This is a genomic window from Serratia sp. CY44782 (assembly GCF_052168715.1).
In the GTDB taxonomy this organism is placed as follows: Bacteria; Pseudomonadota; Gammaproteobacteria; order Enterobacterales; family Enterobacteriaceae; genus Serratia; species Serratia nevei.
In genome coordinates this window covers 83,875-106,621 of record NZ_JBJNME010000008.1, presented here as the reverse complement: position 1 = coordinate 106,621, position 22,747 = coordinate 83,875, and the positions used below count along the sequence as shown (strand labels likewise).

Annotated in this window: 20 protein-coding genes; 16 read left to right on the top strand and 4 right to left on the bottom strand. The window is 61.1% G+C overall.

The genetic code is table 11. From position 1 onward, the window contains the following. The first annotated feature begins 60 nt into the window (after positions 1 to 60). Positions 61 to 2,262 carry a peptidyl-dipeptidase Dcp gene (gene dcp, locus ACJ8HT_RS16475; protein WP_060419080.1) on the top strand — a complete coding sequence of 734 codons (2,202 nt, stop codon included), beginning with the start codon at positions 61 to 63 and terminating at the stop codon, positions 2,260 to 2,262. A gap of 105 nt (positions 2,263 to 2,367) precedes the next feature. Here dcp and ACJ8HT_RS16470 read toward each other — a convergent pair whose 3' ends face one another. Then, positions 2,368 to 3,270: a LysR family transcriptional regulator gene (locus tag ACJ8HT_RS16470; RefSeq protein WP_197653475.1), complete on the bottom strand. Its 903-nt coding sequence runs from the start codon at positions 3,268 to 3,270 to the stop codon at positions 2,368 to 2,370. A gap of 106 nt (positions 3,271 to 3,376) precedes the next feature. Here ACJ8HT_RS16470 and ACJ8HT_RS16465 point away from each other — a divergent pair, with 106 nt between their 5' ends. The 3 genes from ACJ8HT_RS16465 (at position 3,377) to ACJ8HT_RS16455 (ending at position 6,121) form a co-directional block, all read left to right on the top strand. After that, positions 3,377 to 4,123, top strand: a complete 747-nt coding sequence (locus tag ACJ8HT_RS16465) for a sulfite exporter TauE/SafE family protein (RefSeq protein WP_197653476.1) — start codon at positions 3,377 to 3,379, stop codon at positions 4,121 to 4,123. 98 nt (positions 4,124 to 4,221) lie between these two features. Then, positions 4,222 to 5,280 carry a P1 family peptidase gene (locus ACJ8HT_RS16460; protein WP_194572630.1) on the top strand — a complete coding sequence of 353 codons (1,059 nt, stop codon included), beginning with the start codon at positions 4,222 to 4,224 and terminating at the stop codon, positions 5,278 to 5,280. A 16-nt stretch (positions 5,281 to 5,296) separates the two neighbouring features. Beyond that, positions 5,297 to 6,121 carry a M55 family metallopeptidase gene (locus ACJ8HT_RS16455; RefSeq protein ID WP_197653477.1) on the top strand — a complete coding sequence of 275 codons (825 nt, stop codon included), beginning with the start codon at positions 5,297 to 5,299 and terminating at the stop codon, positions 6,119 to 6,121. A 12-nt stretch (positions 6,122 to 6,133) separates the two neighbouring features. Here ACJ8HT_RS16455 and ACJ8HT_RS16450 read toward each other — a convergent pair whose 3' ends face one another. Further along, positions 6,134 to 6,625, bottom strand: a complete 492-nt coding sequence (locus ACJ8HT_RS16450; RefSeq protein WP_171555241.1) for a DUF1003 domain-containing protein — start codon at positions 6,623 to 6,625, stop codon at positions 6,134 to 6,136. Between the two features lie 270 nt (positions 6,626 to 6,895). On the opposite strand from ACJ8HT_RS16450, the gene ACJ8HT_RS16445 reads away from it, so the two are divergent. From ACJ8HT_RS16445 to ACJ8HT_RS16435, 3 genes are read left to right on the top strand one after another with little or no spacing between them, the layout of a single operon-like run. After that, positions 6,896 to 9,118 carry a xanthine dehydrogenase family protein molybdopterin-binding subunit gene (locus tag ACJ8HT_RS16445; RefSeq protein ID WP_057523674.1) on the top strand — a complete coding sequence of 741 codons (2,223 nt, stop codon included), beginning with the start codon at positions 6,896 to 6,898 and terminating at the stop codon, positions 9,116 to 9,118. Then, a complete protein-coding gene (locus ACJ8HT_RS16440; protein ID WP_194572628.1) occupies positions 9,118 to 9,576 on the top strand; it encodes a (2Fe-2S)-binding protein in 459 nt (152 codons plus the stop codon). Before ACJ8HT_RS16445 ends, ACJ8HT_RS16440 begins: the two co-directional genes overlap by 1 nt. Before the next feature lie 11 nt (positions 9,577 to 9,587). Continuing rightward, a complete protein-coding gene (locus tag ACJ8HT_RS16435; protein ID WP_197653478.1) occupies positions 9,588 to 10,892 on the top strand; it encodes a c-type cytochrome in 1,305 nt (434 codons plus the stop codon). 118 nt (positions 10,893 to 11,010) lie between these two features. Here ACJ8HT_RS16435 and ACJ8HT_RS16430 read toward each other — a convergent pair whose 3' ends face one another. Further along, entirely contained in the window at positions 11,011 to 11,901 is an 891-nt protein-coding gene (locus ACJ8HT_RS16430; protein WP_197653479.1) for a LysR substrate-binding domain-containing protein, read from the bottom strand. Between the two features lie 110 nt (positions 11,902 to 12,011). Here ACJ8HT_RS16430 and ACJ8HT_RS16425 point away from each other — a divergent pair, with 110 nt between their 5' ends. From ACJ8HT_RS16425 to ACJ8HT_RS16400, 6 genes are all read left to right on the top strand, one after another. Further along, positions 12,012 to 12,755, top strand: coding sequence for an SDR family oxidoreductase (locus ACJ8HT_RS16425; protein ID WP_159317992.1), 744 nt, complete (start codon positions 12,012 to 12,014; stop codon positions 12,753 to 12,755). Positions 12,756 to 12,920: 165 nt separating this feature from the next. Next, positions 12,921 to 13,766 (top strand): MBL fold metallo-hydrolase, encoded by an 846-nt coding sequence (locus tag ACJ8HT_RS16420; protein ID WP_228286094.1) that lies wholly within the window; start codon positions 12,921 to 12,923, stop codon positions 13,764 to 13,766. Between the two features lie 167 nt (positions 13,767 to 13,933). Beyond that, complete coding sequence (locus ACJ8HT_RS16415; RefSeq protein WP_350429864.1) at positions 13,934 to 14,749, top strand: AraC family transcriptional regulator; 816 nt, start codon at positions 13,934 to 13,936, stop codon at positions 14,747 to 14,749. A gap of 67 nt (positions 14,750 to 14,816) precedes the next feature. Beyond that, positions 14,817 to 15,449 (top strand): LysE family translocator, encoded by a 633-nt coding sequence (locus tag ACJ8HT_RS16410; RefSeq protein WP_197653480.1) that lies wholly within the window; start codon positions 14,817 to 14,819, stop codon positions 15,447 to 15,449. 127 nt (positions 15,450 to 15,576) lie between these two features. Continuing rightward, a complete protein-coding gene (locus ACJ8HT_RS16405; protein ID WP_033634470.1) occupies positions 15,577 to 16,326 on the top strand; it encodes an SDR family NAD(P)-dependent oxidoreductase in 750 nt (249 codons plus the stop codon). 22 nt (positions 16,327 to 16,348) lie between these two features. Then, on the top strand, positions 16,349 to 17,812 hold the full coding sequence (locus ACJ8HT_RS16400; RefSeq protein WP_194572621.1) for an aldehyde dehydrogenase family protein: 1,464 nt from the start codon (positions 16,349 to 16,351) through the stop codon (positions 17,810 to 17,812). A 39-nt stretch (positions 17,813 to 17,851) separates the two neighbouring features. On the opposite strand, the gene ACJ8HT_RS16395 is transcribed toward ACJ8HT_RS16400, so the two are convergent. Next, positions 17,852 to 18,766 (bottom strand): AraC family transcriptional regulator, encoded by a 915-nt coding sequence (locus ACJ8HT_RS16395; protein WP_194572620.1) that lies wholly within the window; start codon positions 18,764 to 18,766, stop codon positions 17,852 to 17,854. Positions 18,767 to 18,991: 225 nt separating this feature from the next. On the opposite strand from ACJ8HT_RS16395, the gene ACJ8HT_RS16390 reads away from it, so the two are divergent. From ACJ8HT_RS16390 to ACJ8HT_RS16380, 3 genes are all read left to right on the top strand, one after another. After that, positions 18,992 to 20,194, top strand: a complete 1,203-nt coding sequence (locus ACJ8HT_RS16390) for an MFS transporter (protein WP_197653481.1) — start codon at positions 18,992 to 18,994, stop codon at positions 20,192 to 20,194. Positions 20,195 to 20,688: 494 nt separating this feature from the next. Continuing rightward, complete coding sequence (gene add / locus ACJ8HT_RS16385) at positions 20,689 to 21,744, top strand: adenosine deaminase (RefSeq protein WP_197653482.1); 1,056 nt, start codon at positions 20,689 to 20,691, stop codon at positions 21,742 to 21,744. After that, entirely contained in the window at positions 21,741 to 22,724 is a 984-nt protein-coding gene (locus ACJ8HT_RS16380) for a nucleoside hydrolase (protein WP_197653483.1), read from the top strand. Before add ends, ACJ8HT_RS16380 begins: the two co-directional genes overlap by 4 nt. The last annotated feature ends 23 nt before the right edge of the window (positions 22,725 to 22,747 follow it).

Genomic DNA, 22,747 nt, shown 5'->3' with positions numbered 1-22,747 from the left:
GACTCAGAGGGAGCGATTCCCCGAGACCTTATTCCGTGAACATGGAGGAGTTTCGATTTGATGCGTTTATCCACATTGGTGCTGGCGATCGGCATGGCGCTGGGCTCGCAGGCACAGGCAGCAGAAACCCAACCTCACGCCGACCATAGCGCGCTGCCCAGCGGCCAGGCGAAGGAGGCTACCGTGACCGGTGAAGCCAATCAGCACGACAAGCAAAAGACTCAGAACCCGTTCTTCTATCAAAGCCGTCTGCCGTTCCAGGCGCCGCCGTTCAACCTGATCAAGGAGAGCGACTACGCGCCGGCGATTGAAGCGGGCATCAAGCAAAAGCGGGAAGAGGTGGAGAAGATCGCCAACAACCCGGCCAAGCCTAATTTCAAGAATACCTTCGTGGCGCTGGAGCAGGCCGGTTCGCTGCTGACGCGGGTGATGAACGTGTTCGGCGCCATGACCTCGGCCAACACCAGCGACGCGCTGCAGAAACTGGATGAAGAAACCTCGCCGAAGCTGGCGGCATTGAACGACGACATCATGCTCAACGGCAAGCTGTTCGCTCGCATCAAGGCCATCTATCAGGATCGCGATGCGCTGAAGCTGGATCCGGAATCGCGCCGGCTGGTAGAAGTGACCTACAAGAACTTCGAGCTGGCGGGCGCCAACCTGTCGGACGCCGACAAGGCCAAGCTGAAGGCGCTGAACCAGGAAGCGGCGACGCTGAGCACCCAGTTTACCAACAAACTGCTGGCGGCGAGCAAAAACGGCGCGCTGGCGATAACCGACCCGGCGAAGCTGGACGGCCTGTCGGAAGGCGAACTGGCTGCGGCGGCCCAGGCGGCCGCCGAACGCAAGCTGGAGAAACAGTGGCTGCTGGTGCTGCAAAACACCACGCAACAGCCGCTGCTGCAGAGCCTGAAAGATCGCGATACCCGCCAAGCGCTGTTCGACGCCTCCTGGACGCGTGCGGAGAAGGGCGACGGCAACGATACCCGCCAGACCATTTCTCGTCTGGCCAAGGTGCGCGCCGAGCAGGCCAAGCTGCTGGGCTACCCGAACTACGCCGCCTGGAAACTGCAAAACCAGATGGCCAAGACGCCGGATGCCGCGCTGAGCTTTATGCGCAACATCGTGCCGGCGGCTACCGCGCGCGCCGAGCGTGAGGCCAAAGACATTCAGGCGGTGATCGACCAGCAGAAAGGCGATTTCAAGGTGCAGGCCTGGGACTGGCAGTTCTACGCCGAACAGGTGCGCAAGGCCAAGTACGATCTGGACGAGTCGCAGATCAAGCCTTACTTCGAGCTGAACAACGTGCTGAACAACGGCGTGTTCTACGCCGCCAATCTGCTGTACGGCATCAGCTTCAAGGAGCGCAAGGACATCCCGGTCTACCAGCCGGACGTCAAGGTGTATGAAGTGTTCGACAAGGACGGCAAATCGCTGGCGCTGTTCTACACCGACTACTTCAAGCGCGACAACAAGGGCGGCGGCGCCTGGATGAGCAACTTCGTCGATCAGTCGAAGCTTAACGGCACCAAGCCGGTGATTTATAACGTCGCCAACTTCACCAAACCGGCGCCGGGCCAGCCGGCGCTGCTGTCGTATGACGACGTAATCACCATGTTCCACGAGTTCGGCCACGCGCTGCACGGCATGTTCGCCGATCAGGAATACCCGAGCCTGTCGGGCACCAACACCGCGCGCGACTTCGTCGAGTTCCCGTCGCAGTTCAACGAGCACTGGGTCAGCGATCCGAAAGTGTTCAGCCACTTCGCCAAGCATTACCAGACCGGCGAGGCGATGCCGCAGGAACTGGTTGACAAGATCAAGAAGGCCGACAAGTTCAACAAGGGCTACAGCATGACCGAGCTGCTGTCCGCCGCGCTGCTGGACATGCACTGGCACATGCTGACGGCCGACCAGCCGCAGCAGGACGTGGACAAGTTCGAGGCCGAATCGCTGCAAAAAGACAAGGTCGATCTCAGCTACGTGCCGCCGCGCTACCGTTCCAGCTATTTCCAGCACATCTGGGGTAACGGCTACGCCGCGGGCTACTACGCCTATCTGTGGACGGAAATGCTGGCGGACGACGCCTTCCAGTGGTTCACCGAACACGGTGGCCTGACCGCCGAAAACGGCCAACGCTTCCGCGACATGATCCTGTCGCGCGGCAACAGCCAGGATCTGGAGAAGCTGTACATCGACTGGCGCGGCAAAGAGCCGAGCATCGAACCGATGCTGATCAACCGCGGGCTGAAGGACGAGTAAGTTCGGCCATTCCCGGTAAGTAAACAAAAGGGCGCGTTATGCGCCCTTCGTCTTTTTTTTGCATTGAAACGTTAAATGGTGGGGGATAACCCAGTTAGTCTGCCGTCAGAATCTCGGTAAGATCATTTCCCCCTGGCGCAGGAACGCCACCAGCCGCTGCGCCGGCAGCGGCAGCTGCGCCCATTCGCGCACCACCAGCGACAGATGCCGGGTCGCCCAATCGTCCGCCAGCGGCAGGGCGCCGTGTCGGATCTCTGGATGGCGTTGGGCGCTCTCTTCCGGCACTACCGCCAGCCCGGCGCCGCGCCACACCATGCGGCAGATGGCGTCGAAATTAGCGGCGCGCGCCCGTAGCCGCATCGGACCGCCGCTGCGTATCGCCAGCTGTTCCAAATGCTGTTGCAGCGCGCTCTCTTCCGGCAGGCCGATAAACTCAAAAGACAGGGTGTCCGCGAAGCTGACCGTGCGGCGGCCGCTGAGCGCATGCCCTGGCGGCAGCGCCAGCACCAGACGATCCTGCCGGAAGGGATAGCTTGCCAGCCCGCGCAGATCGGCGTGATCCGCCACGATGCCGATATCCGCCGCCTGTTCGGCGATCGCCTGCGCGATGACCGGGCTGGGCAGCTCCTCCAGCGCGATGTCGGTGTGCGGGTGCAGCACCAGAAAATCCGCCAGCAGCTCCGGCAGAAAAGCGTCGGCGGCGACGGTATTGGCGACGATGCGCAGCTGGCTGCGCTGGCCCGGCGCAAATTCGGCCATGTCGCCCCGCAGCCGGTCGCGCTGTTGCAGCAGCACGCGCGCGTGCTGCAACAGGCGCTCACCGGCGGGCGTCGCCTGGACGCCGCGCGGATTGCGCGTTAGCAACGCCACGCCGGCCTGTTGCTCCAGCCCGCGCATGCGTGCGCTGGCGGCGGCCAGCGACAGCCCGACGCGCTCGGCGCCGGCGGTGATGCTGCCGGTCTCAAGCACCGCCGCCAACAGTCGCAGATCGATAAAGTCAAAATGCATGCGTTCTTCCTCTGTCTTTGCCGCAGGCAGGCTCTGCCATTGCCGCATTGTGCCGCGCCGCGCCGCCGGCCACAATCGGGCCGTTGATTGCCATAAGGATAGACGTATGCCGCTGACGTTACTCGAGATTATCGCCCTGACGGGCATTTTTACGCTGGCCGGCACGGTCAAAGGGGCGATCGGCCTGGGCTTGCCGACGGTGTCGATGGGGCTGCTCAGCCTGATGATGCCGCCGGGGCAGGCCGCCGCGCTGCTGCTGTTGCCTTCGTTGATCACCAATCTGTGGCAGTTGCTGTGCGGGCAGCGGCTGGGAGCGCTGTGCCGCCGGCTCTGGCCGATGATGCTGTGCGTCACGCTGGGCACGTTGCTGAGCGCCGGCGCGCTCACCGCCACCGACGGCAGCCTGGCGCCGTTGGCGCTGGGCGTTTGCCTGATCGGCTATGCGCTGTTGGGATTCACCCGTTTCGATTGGCGCGTTAGCGCCACAGCGGAACCTTGGCTGGGGCCGCTGTGCGGCCTGGTGACCGGTGCGCTGACCGGCGCCACCGGCGTATTCGTCATACCGGCGGTGCCCTATCTGAACGCCTTGGGCCTGGCGCGTGACGATCTGGTGCAGGCGCTGGGGCTGTCGTTCACCGTCTCGACGCTGGCGCTGGCCGCCGGATTAGCCTGGCATCAGGCGCTGCCCGGCGCACTGCTCGGCGGTTCGCTGCTGGCTCTGCTGCCGGCGCTGGGCGGTATGTGGTTGGGCGGGATCGTGCGTCGTCACAGCAGCCCGCTGATTTTTCGCCGCTGCTTTTTTAGCGGGCTATTGCTGTTGGGGGCGGAGATTGTGTGGCGGGGGATGCATTAGGCGGTAAATTTTACCTGCACCTTCGGCTTTCAATTTACGGCGCGGCGCATTGCGCGATATTCTGGTTTTCTGATGGGCTAACGGCGGATGAGGGAACCATGACAGACAGCCAGGTGTTTGAACAACAAAGCCTCGATAATCTGCTGAGCTATTGGCGGCGCCATCGCCGCCTGCCGGGCGCGCGCTATCCGGCCGGGCCGACCGACAGCCTGTGCGACGTGCCGGGCGTCAGCGTCGGGCATCACACTTTGGCCGACGGTGAATGCCAGACCGGCGTCACCGCCATCGTGCCGCCGGGCGATCTGTTCAACCAGCCGCTGCCGTGCGGCAGCGCGGTGCTCAACGGCTTCGCCAAGCCGCTGGGATTGGTGCAATTGAATGAGCTGGGCGAGTTGCAGACGCCTATTCTGCTGAGCAACACCTTCGCCGTCGGCACGCTGTTCAACGCCATGGTGCGGCGCAGCTGCCTGCGCTACCCGCAGATCGGCCGCGGCAGCGCCACCATCAACCCGCTGGTACTGGAGTGCAACGACGGCTACCTCAACGATATTCAGGCGATGGCGGTGCGTGAGGAGCACGTCTTCAGCGCGCTGGATAACCATTCCACCCGCTTTGCGCGCGGCAGCGTCGGCGCCGGGCGCGGCATGAGCAGCTTCGGCCTGAAGGGCGGCATCGGCACCGCCTCGCGCTATTGCCCGGGATTAGGCACCATGCTCGGCGTGCTGGTGCTGGCCAACTTCGGCACCCTCGACTCGCTGACGCTGAGCGGCGTGCGCGTTGGCCCGGCGCTGGGCAAGCTGTTGGCGGATCCTCCGCCGCAGGTGGACGCCGGCTCGGTCATTATCATCATCGCCTGCGATCGGGCGCTGGACAGCCGCCAGCTGAACCGCATCGCCCGCAGAGCGGGCGCCGGCCTGGGGCGGGTGGGCAGCCATTGGGGGCACGGCTCCGGCGACATCGCGCTGGCGTTTTCCACCCGGTTGCTGGGGGCCACGCTGCCGGACGAAAGGCTGGAGCCGCTGTTTGCGGCGGCGGCGGACGCCACCGAATACGCGGTGCTGGATGCGTTGCTGAGCGCCGAAGGCGTCAGCGGTTTCCAGCAGCATGCGCGCACAGCGCTGGGCCCGCTGCTCGATCGCCTGGCGGCGGTAAATTAAATAACGGGAGTGTGATGTGAAGGTCTTTATCTCTGCGGATATCGAAGGTATTGCCGGCGTGATGCGGCCGGAGCAGTGCAACCCGGCCCACGCCGACTATGCGGCGGCGCGTGAACTGATGGAGCAGGAGGTCAACGCCGCCATCGACGGCGCTTTCGCCGGCGGGGCCACCGAGGTGACGGTGGCCGATAGCCACGCCATGATGCAGAACCTGCGCGCCGATCGTATCGATGGGCGCGCGCGGCTGGTGCAGGGCAAACCGCGCGGGCTGTCGATGGTGGAAGGGCTGCAACACCAACGCTACGACGGCCTGATGTTTATCGGCTACCACAGCGCTGCCGGCGAACATGGCGTGCTGGCGCACACCATCAACGGCCGGGCCTTTTACCGCGTCAGCCTGAACGGCGAAGCGGTGGGCGAAAGCGATCTGTATGCAGCGGCGGCGGCCGAATTGAACGTGCCGCTGTGGCTGGTGAGCGGTGACGACGAGCTGCAACGCTGGATTGCTGAGCGTTATCCTCAGTCTGGCTATGTGTGCGTGAAGCGTGCCATCTCGCAAACCGCCGCCGAATCGCTCAGCCCGCAGCGGGCGCGCGCCGAGATCCGTGAACGGGCGATGCAACAGGTGCGCCAGGGCGGGAAGCTGCCGGTGGAACGCCGCTTCATGCCGCCTTATCGGCTGACGCTGATGGCGGCCAAACCGGTGCTGGCGGATCTGTTCAGCCTGGTGCCCGGCGTGCAGCGCCAGGACGCGCTGACCGTGGCCTTCGACAGCGAGAACATGGCGGCGCAAATCAACCTGCTCAGCGTCTTCTCCTATCTGGCGACAACGCAGAACTGAGAGAGGGCACCGCTACAGGCGCTCGCGGTTGGCGAGCTGAAGGGTGAGATTTTCAATGCGCTCGGCCATCTGCTTCGTCAGGGCGGTTAATTCCGTATTTTGCTTCAGCAGCTCGAGCAGCTGTTCGGACTGCCGTTCGGCCAGGGTTTGCCGCTGCGCCATCGCCTCATCCAGATCTTCCCGGTGCCTGGCATCGGCCAAGGCATGCGCCTGGTCGCGCTCGGCCTGGCGAGTTTGCGCCAGCAGGATCAATGGCGCGGCGTAGGCGGCCTGCAGGCTGAACGCCAGATTCAGCAGAATGAAGGGGTAAGGGTCAAATTTGGTGAAGCCGGCGAGGTTGAGATAGATCCACACGCCGACCACCACCGTTTGTCCCACCAAAAAAGTCGGCGTGCCGAAGAAGCGGGCGAACGCTTCGGCTTTCAGGGCAAACCATTGATCGCCAAAGGTATGGCTTAACCCTTGCAGCGGCCGATACAAACGAAATTTCTTGTGTTCCGACATAGCGGTAAGGCTCATAGAGATTGGAAGTGTTTCATTTATAGCACAAATGCATTTAAAGACGCGCCCAGCGGCGGCCTGGCACCGATGGCCCGCAGCGCACGATTCCTCAACGAAAAATCCCTTATCAAGATTAGGCCTGCTGGATAATAGGCTACGCTAATTATTGCTCTGTTGCGCTATATCACCTGACGGGCGCGACAAGCCATTCCCATAACAAGATTTGTTTCGCCGAAGGCAGTGACGCCTTCGGCTTTTTTGGAGTCATGAGCAATGAGCATATCCCAAGTTCCGCTTTCGCGGCGGCGGTTTATCGTCGGCGCCGGGGCGTTGGTGATCGGCGCCTATCTGCCGTCCACCGGCGCGCTGGCGCGTTCGGCTGCCCCGGCCGCCTCCGGCGCGGCGGCGTTTGACGCCAACGCCTTCGTTCAGATCGGCGCCGACGGCGTCGTCACCGTGATCAGTAAACACACCGAAGTGGGCCAGGGGGTCTATACCGGCATGGCGACGCTGGTCGCCGAAGAGCTCGATGCCGACTGGGCGCAGGTACGGGTCGTCGCCGCGCCGGTGGACACCAATATCTACAAAAACCTGACCTTCGGATTCCAGGGCACCGGCGGTTCCAGCTCGGTGGCCAATGCCTATGAGCAGATGCGGCGCATGGGCGCCATGGCGCGTGCGCTGCTGGTGCAGGCCGCCGCGCAGAGTTGGAAAACCTCGGCGCAGGAAATTACCGTGCAGGCGGGCAAGATCCGCCATGCCGCCAGCGGGCGCGAGGCGGGCTTCGGCGAATTCGCCGCGCTGGCCGCCACGCTGCCGCCGCCCGATCCCGCCAGTCTGACGCTGAAGGATCCGGCCAATTTCACCCTGATCGGCAAAACGCGCGGCCTGCACCGCGTCGATTCGCTGGCGAAAACCAACGGCAGCGCGCAGTTCTCGCAGGATATCCATGAGCCGGACATGTTGACCGTCACCATCAAGAAGCCGCCGCGCTTCGGCGGCAAGGTGGCGACCTTCGATGCCGAACGGGCGCTGGCGGTGCCGGGGGTGGTGGCGGTGAAGCAAATCGCCACCGGCGTGGCGGTTTACGCCAAAAACACCTGGGCGGCGATCCAGGGGCGGGAGCGGCTGAAGGTGACGTGGGACGACGCGCAGGCCGAACGGCGCAACACCGAGGAGATCTACGCCGAATTCCGTCAGGTGGCGCAGAAAACCGGCGTGGTGGCGAAGAGTCTCGGTAAGCCGGACGAGGTGTTCGACAAGGCCGACAAGGTGATCGAGGCCGAATACACCTTCCCCTATGTTGCCCACGCGCCGATGGAGCCGCTGGACGGCTATCTGTTCTGGGACGGCGAGAGCGTCAAAGCGCGCTACGGCTGCCAAATCCAAACGCTCGATCACAAGCAGCTGTGCGATCTGTTCGAGTTGCCGCCGGACAAGGTGCAGATTGAAACCATTCTGGCGGGCGGCAGCTTCGGCCGGCGCATCGATTTAGGCAACCCGACGCTGGGGCCGGATCTGGCGGCCGACATGGCGGCGGCGGCCAAGGGCATCGGCCCCGGCCACGGCGTGAAGGTGGTATGGACGCGAGAGGACGACATCCGCAACGGCTGGTATCGCCCGATGATCCTGCACCGCCTGCGCGGGGCTATCCGCGGCGGCAAGGTGGTGGGCTGGACCGATACCGTGGTCGGCCACTCCTGGACGCGCCACAGCGCGATGGATGCGCTGGTGGTCAACGGCCTCGATCAGATGATGGTCGAGGGCGCCAGCGAGGTGTCATACACCTTCGAAGCCTTCCGCTGCGATGCGCATATCGTGCCGGGCAAGGTGCCGACCACCTCGCTGCGGTCGGTGGCCAGCACCCACACCGGCCACGCGGTGGAGAGCTTTATCGATCAGCTGTTGCAGGAAACCGGGCAGGATCCGGTCGAAGGGCGGCTGGCGCTAATGGGCGATGCGCCGCGCGCGGCGGGCGTGCTGCGCGCGGTAGCGAAAGCCGCTGACTGGCAGGGCGCCAAGGTGGTGGGCGGACGCGCGCGCGGCGTGGGCGTCGCCAAGGCGTTCGACACCTATGTGGCGCAGGTGGCCGAGGTGTCGATCGGCGAAGGCGGCATCCCGAAAGTGCACAAGGTGTGGTGCGCGGTGGACTGCGGCGTGGCAGTGAACCCCGACGTGATCCGCGCGCAGATCGAGGGCGGCATCGGCTACGGCCTGAGCATGGCGCTGTACGGCAACATCACGCTGAAAGACGGCGTGGTCGAACAGTCCAATTTCAATAACTTCCGTCCGCTGCGCATCGATGAGATGCCGGAGATCGAGGTGATCATCGTGCCCTCGAGCGAGAAACCGACCGGCGTGGGCGAGCTGGGGGTGCCGACCATCGCCCCGGCGGTCGGCAACGCGCTGGCGCTGCTCGGGCGGCCGCGCACCTCGCTGAGCCTGCCGCTGCATAATCCTACCGCGAACCCGGCGTCTGACAAGGAGAGAACCTGATGATTCAATTAACCGTAAACGAGCAGCCGCTGACCTTCGAGGGCGATCCGCACATGCCGCTGCTGTGGTTTTTGCGTGACGAAGCCGGCCTGACCGGCACCAAGTTCGGCTGCGGCATCGCCATGTGCGGCGCCTGTACCGTGCATCTGGACGGTGTGCCGGTGCGATCGTGCATGACGCCGGTCTCCGCCACCGTCGGCAAAAAAATCACCACCATCGAAGCCGTGGGCGCCACGCCGGAAGGCAAGGCGGTGCAGGAAGCCTGGCTTGATCTGGATGTGGTGCAGTGCGGCTACTGCCAGTCCGGCCAAATCATGAGCGCCAGCGCGCTGCTGGCGCAAAGCAAGGATCCGAGCGATGCGGACATCGACGCGGCGATGGGCGGCAACGTCTGCCGCTGCGCCACCTATGTGCGCATTCGCGCCGCCATCCACCAGGCCGCCAAGGCGTTGGGTTAGGGAGAGATGCGATGAGCAACGCCTTGAAAGGGCTGTTATGGCTGATTATCGCCGTGGTGGTGTTGGCGGGAGGATACGCGCTGTACACGCTGTTGCGGCCCACCGGCGCGGAGCCTGCGGCGCCGATCGCCGGGGCGCCGGCCGGCATCACCGATAAACTGGCGCGCGGTGAGTACCTGGCGCGCGCCGCCGACTGCGTGGCGTGCCACACCGCGCCGGGCGGCACGCCGTATGCGGGTGGTTTCGCCTTCAAACTGCCGTTCGGCACCATTTACGGCACCAACATCACCGCCGACAAAGAGACCGGCATCGGCAACTGGAGTGACGATCAGTTCGTGCGCGCGGTGCGTGAGGGCATCGGCCCGCAGGGCAACCTGTATCCGGCGATGCCGTACACCTCGTACACCGAACTGAGCCGCGACGACGTGCTGGCGATCAAAGGTTATCTGTTCAGCCTGCCGCCGGTGAAACAGGCCAATCCGCAAAACGACCTGTCGTTCCCGTTCAACCAGCGTTGGGGCATGAAATTCTGGAACCTGGCGTTCTTTCATGAGCAGCGCTTTGCGCCGGATCTCAACAAGGACGAGCAGTGGAACCGCGGCGCCTATCTGGCGACGGCGCTGGGCCACTGCGGCGAGTGCCATACGCCGCGCAATCTGGGGTTCGGCCTCAACCAGAGCAAGCACCTGAGCGGTGAAGTGGTGCAGGGCTGGTTCGCCGCCAACATCACGCCGGATAAGCAGACCGGCATCGGCGGCTGGAGCGACCAACAGCTGTCGCAGTATCTGGCCACCGGCCATGCGCCGGGGCGCAGCAGCGCCGCCGGCCCGATGGCGGAAGCGGTGGAAAACAGCCTGCAGTTCCTGACGTCGGAAGACAATCTGGCGCTGGTGAAATACCTGCGCGATATCGAACCGATCGCCGGCGACGGCGCGGCGGCGGTGAACCTGCAGCCGAAGGGCGCGGGGGCCTCCACGCCGATCCTGCCGGGCGGGCAAGACAGTTCGCTCGGGCGCCGGGTATTTGCCAACGACTGCAGCGGATGCCACCAGTGGAACGGGCCGGGCCGCCAGAGCGAGTATGCGTCGCTGGTGGGCAGCACGGCGGTGAACGATCCGCAGGGGCGCAGCGTGGTGCAGGCCATCCTGAAGGGGACGAGCATCAGCATTGGCGATCGGCATGAAATGATGCCGGCGTTCGGCAGCGCCTATTCCGACGAGGAAGTGGCGGCGGTCGCCAACTTCGTGGTCGGCCACTTCGGCGATAAGCAGGGCAACGTCACCGCCAAACAGGTGGCGGAGCAGCGCAAGCAGTAGCGCATCGCGGCCGCCACGGCGGCGTGCAGATTAAAGGCGGCGATATCGCGGATATTGCCGCTTTTTTTATTGCCGGCATGCCAGCGGCAGTGCGCAATATTGGGCGAGTAAGGCGGGGTTAGCCCTGGCTTAATTGATTGAAAAGATAGTCAAAGACCACGCGCACGCGCGCCGGGCAGGCGTGCTGATGCGTATGATAGAGGTTCACCGGCCAGGGCGGCGGGGCATCGCCCGGCAGAACGGCTACCAGCTCACCCGCAGCGAGGTGTTTTTCAACCAAATACCCGGCCAGTTGGCCAAAGCCTAAACCGGCGAGCACCGCTTTACGCTCTATATCGGGCGTGTCGGTGACGAAGGCGGCGGACTTCGGGTAGAGATAACGTTTTTGGCTAAATTCCCAGGGCCAGTAGCGCCCGGTTTTGCGGTTCACCAGCGCGACAATCGGCAGATGGGCGAGTTGGTCTACCTGCTCCGGCGGCGGCAGGCGTTCGAGCAGCGTCGGCGAGGCAACCAGATGGAAAGGCATGGTTCTGGGCTGGCGAACGATGCAGGTTTGGTCGTGCAGAAAGCCGATGCGAATGCCGATATCAATTCTTTCTTCGACCAGATCGCTGTGGATATTCGACAGGTGGAACTCGATCGTAATCGCAGGATACTGGCGCGCGAATTCCGCCAGTATCGGCATGACGACCTCGCTGCCATAGGTATGCGGCGCCGTAATGCGCACCACGCCACCGAGATCTTCCGCCGCTTTCCCCTGCGGCTGAAACAGCCTGTTCAACTGATCCATCGCCGTTTTGGCCTGCTCAAGAAAGCCGAGGCCGAAATCCGTGATTCTCACGCTGCGGGTATTGCGGTGGAACAGCTGCTCACCGAGCACCGACTCGAGCTCTTTGATGGCTCGGGTGACTTTTTGCGGGGAAATGCCGAGCCTGGTCGCCGTGTGTTTAAAGTTCATCTCCTCGGCGGCGGCGCAGAAAATGCGCAAGGCTTCTTGTCTGTTTTGCACGTTGACCTCTTTGTTCCAAAAAATGGAATTCTAAAAGCATAACACTTCCATTTACCGGGCGTAAACGGCGGATAAAGTATTCGCACTGACCCTAACAAGAGGAACGAGAAATGAACCGTATTTCAGGCAAAGTGGTGGTGATTACCGGCGCCAGCAGCGGGCTGGGCGAGGCGACCGCATTACATCTGGCCGCGCAAGGGGCGACGGTGGTGGTGGTGGCGCGCAGGAAAGATCGTCTTGATGCGCTGGTTCGGCAAATCGTTGGCGACGGCGGCACCGCGTTGGCGCTGCAGGTGGATGTGACGAAGCGCCAGGAGGTCGAAGCGATGATCGCCCAGACCGTCAGGCAGTTTGGCAAGATTGATGTCTTGGTCAACAACGCGGGGCTGATGGCGATCGCACCGCTGAGTGCCGTGAAGGTCGATGAATGGGAACGGATGATCGATATCAATGTGAAAGGCGTGCTGTACGGCATCGCGGCAACCTTGCCGCTGTTCGAAAAGCAGCAATTCGGCCATTACATCACCATTTCCTCCATTGCCGGCAAGAAGGTGTTCAGCCCCGGCGGCACGGTCTATAGCGGCACGAAATTCGCGGTCAGCGCGATCGCCGAAGGTTTGCGTCACGAAGTCGGCGGGAAGATCAGAACCACGACGATCGCCCCCGGCCTGATCGACACCGAGCTGAAACAGGGCAGTTCGCACGCGGAAAGTTTGCAGGCTGTCGGCGAGCTCTACCAGAGCCAGGCAATTTCCGCCGATGCCATCGCGCGCGCCATCGCCTATGCGATCGAACAGCCTTCGGACGTGGACGTGAGTGAGATTGTCATCAGGCCGACCGTGCAGGAGTTTTAAATCGCCAGGGGGCATTCCCAGGGCTTTTAGCCGTATTTTCTTATCGTTATGAGGTTTTCTATGCGTCGCAATCTGCTTATTGGCGCCTTTTTCGCCGCTTTTTCTGCCGCTGCAATGGCCGCGGCGCCTTTTTCTACAATAGACAATCCCGGGTTTTACCGGATCATGCTGGGCGATGTGGAAGTGACGGCCCTGTCTGACGGCATCAGCCCGATGCCCGCCGATAAAATCTTGATCAACACCCGGCCGCAGCAGCTTGAAAAGGCGATGGCGGCCAACAACCTGTCGCTGCCGTTACCGACCTCGGTGAACGCCTACCTGATCAATACCGGAAGCAAGCTGGTTCTGGTCGATGCCGGTACCGGCGCGCTGCATGGCGAAGCGCTGGGCAAAATGATGAAAAACCTGAACGCTTCCGGCTATCAGGCGGAGCAGGTGGATGAGATTTATTTAACGCACCTGCATCCCGACCATGTGGGCGGGTTGATGGCGGGCAAGCGTCTCGCCTTCCCGAACGCCACCGTCTGGGTGGAAAAAGACGAAGTCGCTTTTTGGCTGAGCGAAGAGAAAAAGCGGCAGGCGGAAGAGAAAGATAAACGTTTCTTCGATGCCGCCATCGCCTCATTGCAGCCTTACGTCACGGCGGGGAAACTCAAAACGTTTGAAGGCAATCAGGCGCTCACCCCGGGCATTTCGGCTATCGATACGCGTGGGCACACGCCAGGGCACAGCGTGTTCGCCGTCGAAAGCAAAGGGCAAAAGATGGTGATTCTGGGGGATATGATCCACGTCGGCTCGGTGCAGTTTCCCGATCCGAATGTCGCCATCGCCTATGACATCGACGTCCCCGCCGCCGTTGCGCAGCGCAAGCGGCTGTTCGATGACCTCGCGCAGCAAAGGGCGCTGGTCGCAGGGGCGCATTTGTCCTTCCCGGGCCTTGGCTACATCAATAAACAGGGGAAAGGTTACGACTGGCAGCCGTTGAACTATGGCGCGATGAATCCACATTAATCGGCATGAGGGCAAGGCAAGAAGGCAGACGAACAATGTGAAGGGGCCAGGCGGCCCCTTTTTTCCGACGTTCAGAAAGCCGCTTTCGTGCAGAGCGCAGGGCTTTCACGCCGTACGTTGTGTGTTATTTTGGCCGCTGTGGATAACCGGCAATCGGGTAAAAGAGGATGGGCAATTCGGCATTTATGCATCGTTTTGACGCATTGGGCGGGCTTGAACTGCTCGTTGCGGACTTTTCAGACCATCGGTTTGACGTGCATTGGCATGATACCTGGTCGATTGGCGTGGTCCTGCGCGGCGCCAATAACAACAGCGCCAAAGGCGATGCCGACGGTATCGTCAGCCGTGGGCAAGTCAGCCTCATCGCGCCGGGGCAGATGCATGCCGGGACGGTGCTGGGAGAAGAGGGATGCCATTATTTCATGTTTTACCCCAGCCACGAGATGCTGCTGGACGCGGCGGAAAACATGGAGATGCCTCTGCTGTCGGCAGTGAAGGGGAAGCATATCGACCATGCGCCTTTCGCAAACCGGCTGTGCGAGGCCGCGACGATATTGACCGCGGCGCAATCCAGCCGTTTCGACCGGGAGGTGGCCTGGAGCCACAGTGTGGCGGATCTGCTGGCGGTGTGTTCCCCGCGGCGCGCGCCATTGGCAGATGCCGGCATCGCACCGGGCTTGCGCAGGGCGAAAGAGTATCTGCACGATAACCCGGCGCGGGAAGTGCGTCTGGAGAGGCTGGCGCAGGCCGCCGGTCTGTCCAGGTTTCACCTTTGCCGCCAGTTCTCGGCAACATTCGGCTTGTCGCCGAGCCGCTATCAGCGGCAGCTTAGGCTGCAGCAGGCGAAGGTTTTGCTATCCCGGGGCGGCGATATTGCGGAAATCGCCGTCGCCTGCGGGTTCGCCGATCAGTCGCACCTGGGCAGGGCGTTCAAGTCGAGTTACGGCGTGACGCCGCGCGGCTATCGCGATCGCTGCCTGTGAGCAATATCGTTCTATCTCGCCGACTTACGGGGGCCGACAATGCGCCTATTTACGACGCGAGAAAATCATGGTCATCGAATTATCCACGCTGGGTTTATTTGCCCTTTCGGCCGCCGTCTTAACGCTTATTCCCGGTGCCGATATGCTTTGCGCACTGTCCAATGCCGTCAGCCAGGGAACGAAAGCGGGGCTGATTACCGTATTGGGGGCGGTCACCGGAGTGATATGCCACGTCTGTTTTGCGATTGCCGGCGTCACGGCGCTGATCGCCTCTTCGCCGCTGCTGTATCAGTTTTTCGTCATCGGCGGCGCGCTGTACATCATGTGGGTCGGGTTGGGCATTTTTACCCAGGCAAATGCGATTGGCCTGGAAAGCCACGGCGAGCGCAAAAGCCGCAAAAGGCTCTATTCGCAAGGATTGCTGACCAACCTGCTTAACCCCAAGGCCATTATTTTCATGCTGGCGTTTATTCCGCAGTTTATTCGGGTGGAGGCGGGCAGGCCGGGAATGCAGATGCTGATATTAGGCATTGAACTCATCGTCATCATGTTTCTGATCGAAGTTCCCATGGTATTTCTGGCGGGAAAGATCGCGCTGAGTATAAAACGGCGTCCGGTCATTGGGATTTATATCAATAAATGCTTCGGTGGCGTCATTCTGTTATTAGCCTGCACCATTTTGGCCGCGCGTTTACTCTAAAAATGCCACTTCTCTTTTGGGCAAAGTTGTTCGTTCGATAAGGTTTTATGTTCGCCCCGCTATGCTGCATGGCGAACATTTACCGTAATCTTCTCCCGAGTTTCACAGACACTGAGGAGAATGACGAATGAAACGCTTTGAAAATAAAGTTGCCCTGGTGACGGGCAGTTCAAAGGGCATTGGCGCCGCCATTGCTAAACGCCTGGCGGCGGAAGGCGCCGTGGTTTTCATTAACTATTCCCGCGGGCGTGAAGATGCCAACCGGTTGGTTAAAGAGATCAATGAGCAGGGCGGCGTCGCTTTTCCGCTGCAGGCCAATGTCGGCATTGAGGCCGAAGTCAACGGCCTGATGCAAAACATTGTCGAGCAGTATGGTCGCCTGGACGTGCTGGTCAATAACGCCGGGGTTTATGCCACCAATAGCCTGGAAGCCTTCAGCGACGCGGAATATGAAAGGCACTTCAATTTAAATGTCAAAGGGCTGATTTATTGCTGCAAGGCGGCGGTCGCCGCCATGCCTGAATCGGGCGGCAGTATCGTCAATATCAGCTCCAGCGTGACCTCGTTTACGCCGGCCAATTCGCTGGTTTATACCGCTTCCAAAGCCGCGGTGGACTCGATCACCAAGACGCTGGCCAATGAGCTTGGCGGGCGCAAGATCCGGGTCAATGCGGTCAATCCTGGCTTGGTCATCACGGAAGGCGTGCATGACAGCGGCTTTTTCGATACCGATTTTAAAACGCACATTGAATCCATCACCCCGCTGGGGCGCATCGGCACACCGGAGGATATCGCCCCGGCCGTGGCCTATCTCGCCTCGGACGAGGCGGGTTGGGTGACCGGCGAGAGCCTGATCGTCGGCGGCGGTTTGCATTAATTTAGCGAAGAATGGAACAGAAATGACATTAGATAAAGCCTACGGGCCACTGATTAACGGCGTATTCGAGCTGGATGGCACGGACATTCATCCCGTGATTTCCCCCTCGACCGGGGAGCGCCTGGCGGATTTGCACTACTGCAACGAACGGGACGTCGAGCGCGCCGTGTTGGCGGCGGAAGCGGCTTTCCCCGCCTGGAAGGCATTAGGGCAGCAGGCCCGCGCTCGCCTGGTGGCGCAGCTGGCGGATGTGCTGGAAAGCGATCTGGAAAGAATGGCGCAAATCGACGCGCGGGATGTGGGCCGCTGTATCAGCGAAGTGCGCCGCGATTATCAAACGGCGGTCAGACACTATCGCTATTTCGCCGCGGTTGTCATGGGGCACGAAGACAGCGGCAGAAGCATCGCGGACGGCTACAGCCTGGCGAAACGCGAGCCGCTCGGCGTCTGCGGGCAGATTATCCCCTGGAATGCGCCGGCGATCATGGCGGCGTTCAAGCTGGCACCGGCGCTGGTGACCGGCAACACGGTGGTGCTGAAGGCCGATGAAAACGCCTCGCTCTCCACGCTGGAGCTGGGCAAGATGATCGCCAACATTTTCCCTGCCGGCGTCGTCAACATCATTACCGGGCTCGGGAGCGTGGCGGGGGCGGCGCTGACCGGCAACCGCAAGGTGCGCAAGCTTTCGTTCACCGGCAGCACGGAGGTGGGCAAGCGGGTGGCCAAGGCCGCCGCGGAGCGGCTGGTGCCCGTCACGCTGGAGCTGGGCGGGAAGAGCCCCAATATTGTGTTCCCGGACATCGAAGACCTGGACGCGGTGGTGGACAACGTGACCTTTGCCGCCATCCACAATAACGGCCAGTCCTGCCTGGCGGGCACCCGGCTGTTCGTCCACGCGGACATTTACGAGCGTTTCAGCGCCAAACTGGTGACGGCTTTCGAACGGGTGCGCGTCGGTTCACCGCTGGCCGAGCAATCCCGGGTCAGCTGCCTGGTTTCTGAGAAGCAGGGCGAGCGGGTGCTGGCTTATATTCGGACCGGCCTCGAGGAGGGTGCCACCCTGCTGACCGGCGGCAAACGCCGCGCCGTCGCCGGCTGCGAGCATGGCTACTTCATTGAGCCGACGATCTTTGCTGCGGAAAATGGCATGCGCATTTGCCAGGAAGAAATTTTCGGGCCGGTGCTGACGCTGATCAAATGGTCAGACTACGACGAGATGATCGCCCAGGCTAACGACAGCGAATATGGGCTGGCGTCGGGGATCTACACCCGCAGCCTGAAAAACGCCCTGGCGACCGCAGATCGGCTGGAAGCCGGGTCCGTATGGATCAACCGCTACTCGAACATTACCGATGGCACCGCGTTCGGCGGTTACAAGAACAGCGGGATCGGCCGCGAGTTCTGCAAAGAAACGCTCAATGCCTACACGCAAATAAAAACCATCACGCTGCAGACGGATCTGCCCGCGGCCTGGTTTGCAGAATAAGGATAAGACCGGCACAGGGACGTGCCGCCGTTGGCCGCTTCAGGAAATATGGCTGCCGATATAACTTCTTGGCGACGCGCCCATGCTTTTCTTGAACGCGGTGCTGAAGGCGCTTTCCGATTCATATCCCAGGTCAAAGGCGATCTGGGATATTTTTTCTTTATTGGCGACCATTCGCTCGATGGCCAGGCTAAAACGCCAGATGCGAATGTATTCGTTGACGCTGTAGCCGGCCAGCTTTCTGAAGCGGGTGGTGAAGGCGGTGCGCGACATGCCGGCCACGCCGGCGAGCTCGTCCAGGCGCCATTTCTTGCCCGGCTGGTCGTGTATGCGGGTCAGCGCGAGGCCGATATGTTTGTCCGCCATCGCGTAAAACCAGCCCTCGCCGCGGCCGAGCGCGCCGGAAGAGAGCAGCATGCGCAGCGCCTGCGTCAAAATGATCTGCAGCAGATGCTCGGTGATGAGCTCACTGCCCGGGCCAGGATTTTCTATCTCCGACGAGAGGCGGCTCAGGAAATCCTTGATGCCGGCGTTCTCCTCCCGCTGCGTTTTGATCACGATGGGTTCGGGCAGGCTGGTGATAAAGCGGAAGGTATCGTTGATCTGAAATACGAAGCGGCAACCCACAAAGGAGAAATCGCACCCGCCGTTGCTGAAGCAGGAGGAGCGGTCTTTCATCACGTGAATTTTTGTTATATCGATGGCCGGCGCGTTAGGGTTATCAAAAATGCTGAATTCGCGCCCGCTGGATAAGATCAGCACATCGCCTTGTTCAATCGGGTAACTGTTGGCGTCGCCCGCCAGTTTAATGAAAAAAGATCCGCGCTTGGCGATATAAATTTTCATCCCGGAATAGTCGGGAAACAGCGCTTTGGTATTGGCGCTCATGTCAAACGTCACAATTTTCTGGCTGCTGATTTTTAGCCTGGAAACAATATCGGATAACGGATCCATTATTACCTGCTTGTCTGATACGTTTACTGTTGAGCATAGTCGCTATTGCGCCAGGGCTATGCATGATCCCGGCAGTGCGGCGAGGTGAACGCATTATGGGTGAGGCGCCAGCCGGTGTACAGGTTATCCCGCCGTCCTGTCCGAACGATAAGAAAAAAAGTGCGAACGCGAAAGTTCGCGATCCGGTCGGGTGCTACGATCGGTATTTTCCATGATGGTGGCATAATGACTTCTGACCAGACAAACCGCAGCCAGGTGAGCCTATTAGCGGCGTTGACGATCGCTTTATTTTTTATCTTGTTGAACAGCGGCTCTCCTACGCCGTTATATCCCCTCTATCAAGAAACCCTTGGCCTGAGTAATATCGACCTGACTTTCATTTTCTCTTCCTACGGGTTTGGCGTATTGCTGGCCTTGTTTTTATCACGCAGGCTCACCATCACCGATAAAAATGCCCGGTTGCTGGTGGTGGTGTCGCTGATGGTGGTGGTGGTGCCTACGCTGTGCTTTTCCTTTGCTCGTTCTTTGCAGGCGCTGTGCCTGTTCAGGTTTATCTCCGGTTTAGGGGCCGGTACGGCCACGGCCATCATCAACATCTTGTTGATCAACGTCAGCCGCGGTGACAGCGCCAAACGCGCCGCGCTGTTGGGTAGCCTGGCTTTGGTGACCGGCCTGGCGCTGGGCCCGGTGATCAGCAGCGTTTACGCCCAACTGGCGTTTTACCCGCTCACTTCGCCGGCGGTGACCATCGCCGCGTTGGTTTTCCTCTCCGCGATCGCCATCGTCCTGCTTTGGCCGAAGAAAGGATTGCCTACCCTCGGCGTCGCGGACACGAAAACGGCAGAAAAGGGCGCCGGTTTTAGCCAACCGCTGTTCTATCTGCTTGCGCTGTGCGTGTTTATCTCCTGGTCATACGCCGCGCTGATCCTGTCGTTGGGGCCGACGGCCGCGATCCAGGTCTTCGGGCTCCAGTCACCCGCAGGCTTTGGCTATATCGCCACCGGTTATTTACTGGTGGCCGGCGTGGTGCAGTTCACGATCCCGCGTTTTCTGAAGCCTGAGTTTTCTTTGGTGCTGGGGCTGATTGCGCAGGTTTTCTCTATGGTGATGATGACCATGGCGCTCGAAAGCGGTTCTGTGACCAGCGCGGCGGTGAGTCTGGCGCTGTCCGGCTTCTCGTACGGCGCGGTTTTTGTGGGCGGTGCCATCCTGATCAATAAGCTCTCGCTAGCGGCGCCAGGGTGGAACGCGGTGTCGAAGTTTTACTTTATCGTCTATTTGTTCAATATCATGCCGCCGGCCGCAGGTTGGCTGGCGGATAAAATAGGGGTAGTGGGCGCCTTGTTCACCGCCATTGTTCTTTTTATGGCGATATACATCGCCTTTGCCGTGCTGGCGCTGTGGGCGCTGTTGCTGAGAAAGGCCTGACGTTCCCAGCGTTGGGGAAGGGCTTTACAAGCCCCCTTGGCTTTCATAAGCTTGGCGGCGTGTTTTGGCGCTGATTGCTGGCGATTGCCGCGCATAACAGCGGCTGCCCAGCGACTCTGCTTTAACACGCCATGTTTTACATAGGTTCAGGTAAGAGAACGGCCCCATCGATGATTGCCGGCGCCCATAGAAATCGGGCGTTGCAGTGAGGATGGGGTGATGCCGTGCCGGCTTCGGTGAAGAGAGGCGTGTCCGCCTTCACCGGTTGCCGCACGCATAGGTTACTGACCTGTTGATGAATTTTTAGATGGCCTGCCATCTAACTCATTACAGGATTAACAGATTGCGATGCTTACCCTAGATCATTCCTCGTCTCACCGCGTTTTTTACCGCATTCACTTCCCCTTCAACGAGTCTTTCGCACCCATGCCGTCACTCACGGTGCGCGAAAAAGTGCTCGTTGGCCTGCATAAATAACCCTTGGGAGCCATTTTATGGGATGGAATGTAAACCAAACCATGCTCTCTCGAGCGCAGATGGTTTCCCTGCCGAAGGCGGAAGTGCATGTGCATCTGGAGGGCTGCTTTGAGCCGGAACAGCTCTCGGCCTGGGCGTTATCCTCGGGGATACCGATGCCCAGAAAGCAGGCCGAGCTGCTGAATTTTAACGGGCTTGCCGACTTTCTCGATTTCCTCGATTGGTCCTGCAGCCTGGTGAGCAGCCGCGAACGCCTGGCGCAGTTAAGCTACTCCTATGCACAACGGCTGTCGCGGGATGGCGGGCTGTACGCCGATCTGATTTTCAACCCGACCCATTGGAAAGCGTGGCGCGGCAGGCTCGGTGACATGATCGATGCGATTGATGCCGGTTTGCGCGCGGCCGAAGAGGATGGATTGGCGTCCGTTGGGCTGTGCGTCAGTTTGCTCCGCCGGCAAACCGCCGCCGAGGCGAGTGAGCTGGTGGATTTTTTAACCGCGCTACGGCACCCCAGAGTGGTCGCGTTGTCCGTCGATGGCAATGAGGCCGTCACCAAAGGCAGCGGTGCGCGTTTCGCGCAGGCTTTCGCCCAGGCGGGCAGGGCCGGGTTGAAGCGAACCGTGCATGCCGGGGAGTCCAGCGGCGCAGAGGGCGTGCGCGACGCCATCTTGCTGCTGGGGGCCGACCGCATCGATCACGGCGTTCGGGCGATAGACGACCCGGCCGTCGTGGAATTGTTGGCCGAACGGCGTATCCCCATCGGCGTATGCCTGACCTCGAACATCAAACTGGGCGTCTATCCCGGCTACGCGGAACATCCGCTGCGCCGGCTGCGGGATGCCGGGGTCATCGCGACCATCAATACCGACGACCCGGTCTTATTGCACACCACGTTGGTGGATGAATATCTGATCTGTCAGAGCGAATTTGCATTTTCCACCCAGGATATCGTCGATGTGGCCCTGAATGCTTTTGCCGCCAGTTTCGCCGGCGACGAGGCCAAAATGACGTATCGGAAGAAAATGGATCTTTGGGTTGCCTCTCTTAATACAGAAAATGGAGACAAACGGTGAGCGAGAAGAAAATAAAATTATATTTTGATTGCGATACCGGCATCGATGATGCGATGGCGCTGGGCTATTTGCTCGCAGAAAGCGACAAGGTGGATATTCTGGCGATCGGCACGGTTTGCGGCAACGTCGCCGCCGATGCCGGAGCCAGAAATACGCTGGAGCTTGCCCGTCTGGCCGGTTTTCCCGCGATCCCCGTCGCCGTGGGGGAACGGGACTACCTGCGCCAGGCGTATCTTTGCGATGTGCAGCATATACACGGTGACAACGGCATCGGCGACATCGCGCTGGAAGCCTCACACGCCAAGCTGGCGCCGCTCTCGGCCCCCGAACTGCTGGTTGAGCTGGCCAGAGCGCATCCGGGGGAGCTGGACATCTTGGCGACCGGCCCGCTGACCAACATAGCCAAAGCCTTGCAGCTTGAGCCCGCGCTAGGAGAGCTTATCGGCACGCTGACGATCATGGGTGGTGCGGCACTGGCGCCCGGCAACCGAACGCCCGTTGCGGAGGCGAATATTGCCTGCGATCCGGAGGCGGCGGCCATGGTGTTTAAGGCGATGAAGAATATCGTGATGGTGCCGCTTGATGTCACCATGTCGCATACTTTTGAAGAGGCGGATCGGCTCAAACTGCTGTCGGCCGAGAGCCGGTTTGCGCAGGCCATAGGGCAAATGCTGGAACGGTATATCCAGTTTTATATCAATACCTACGGCCGCAAAGCCTGCGCGCTGCACGATCCGGTGGCTGCGGTGTTGGCGGTGCAGGGCATCGGCGCCTGCCTTGCGCCTAACGTGAAGGTGACGATCGATGATTCCGACGGGCCAGGCCGCGGGCAAACCCTGTGCGATATGCGGGGGCGATATATGAACTATCCGCCGCAGCCCGATGCCAACTGCCATGTGGTATTAAGCACCGAACTTAATATGTCGGAGTTGCTGCTCGCGAAGCTGCTGTCGCTGCCAGCGGAGCCGCATAAACAGTAAAACGAAACGGCGCGCGGGCCGGC

What these genes read in the sequence shown, in the direction of transcription:
- ACJ8HT_RS16415 (WP_350429864.1), top strand. Translation starts at nt 13,934, where the DNA reads ATGGGCAATTCGGCATTTATGCATCGTTTTGACGCATTGGGCGGGCTT.
- ACJ8HT_RS16410 (WP_197653480.1), top strand. Translation starts at nt 14,817, where the DNA reads ATGGTCATCGAATTATCCACGCTGGGTTTATTTGCCCTTTCGGCCGCC.
- dcp (WP_060419080.1), top strand. Translation starts at nt 61, where the DNA reads ATGCGTTTATCCACATTGGTGCTGGCGATCGGCATGGCGCTGGGCTCG.
- ACJ8HT_RS16450 (WP_171555241.1), bottom strand. Translation starts at nt 6,625, where the DNA reads ATGTCGGAACACAAGAAATTTCGTTTGTATCGGCCGCTGCAAGGGTTA.
- add (WP_197653482.1), top strand. Translation starts at nt 20,689, where the DNA reads ATGGGATGGAATGTAAACCAAACCATGCTCTCTCGAGCGCAGATGGTT.
- ACJ8HT_RS16445 (WP_057523674.1), top strand. Translation starts at nt 6,896, where the DNA reads ATGAGCATATCCCAAGTTCCGCTTTCGCGGCGGCGGTTTATCGTCGGC.
- ACJ8HT_RS16425 (WP_159317992.1), top strand. Translation starts at nt 12,012, where the DNA reads ATGAACCGTATTTCAGGCAAAGTGGTGGTGATTACCGGCGCCAGCAGC.
- ACJ8HT_RS16405 (WP_033634470.1), top strand. Translation starts at nt 15,577, where the DNA reads ATGAAACGCTTTGAAAATAAAGTTGCCCTGGTGACGGGCAGTTCAAAG.
- ACJ8HT_RS16400 (WP_194572621.1), top strand. Translation starts at nt 16,349, where the DNA reads ATGACATTAGATAAAGCCTACGGGCCACTGATTAACGGCGTATTCGAG.
- ACJ8HT_RS16435 (WP_197653478.1), top strand. Translation starts at nt 9,588, where the DNA reads ATGAGCAACGCCTTGAAAGGGCTGTTATGGCTGATTATCGCCGTGGTG.
- ACJ8HT_RS16390 (WP_197653481.1), top strand. Translation starts at nt 18,992, where the DNA reads ATGACTTCTGACCAGACAAACCGCAGCCAGGTGAGCCTATTAGCGGCG.
- ACJ8HT_RS16440 (WP_194572628.1), top strand. Translation starts at nt 9,118, where the DNA reads ATGATTCAATTAACCGTAAACGAGCAGCCGCTGACCTTCGAGGGCGAT.
- ACJ8HT_RS16470 (WP_197653475.1), bottom strand. Translation starts at nt 3,270, where the DNA reads ATGCATTTTGACTTTATCGATCTGCGACTGTTGGCGGCGGTGCTTGAG.
- ACJ8HT_RS16395 (WP_194572620.1), bottom strand. Translation starts at nt 18,766, where the DNA reads ATGGATCCGTTATCCGATATTGTTTCCAGGCTAAAAATCAGCAGCCAG.
- ACJ8HT_RS16420 (WP_228286094.1), top strand. Translation starts at nt 12,921, where the DNA reads ATGCTGGGCGATGTGGAAGTGACGGCCCTGTCTGACGGCATCAGCCCG.
- ACJ8HT_RS16465 (WP_197653476.1), top strand. Translation starts at nt 3,377, where the DNA reads ATGCCGCTGACGTTACTCGAGATTATCGCCCTGACGGGCATTTTTACG.
- ACJ8HT_RS16460 (WP_194572630.1), top strand. Translation starts at nt 4,222, where the DNA reads ATGACAGACAGCCAGGTGTTTGAACAACAAAGCCTCGATAATCTGCTG.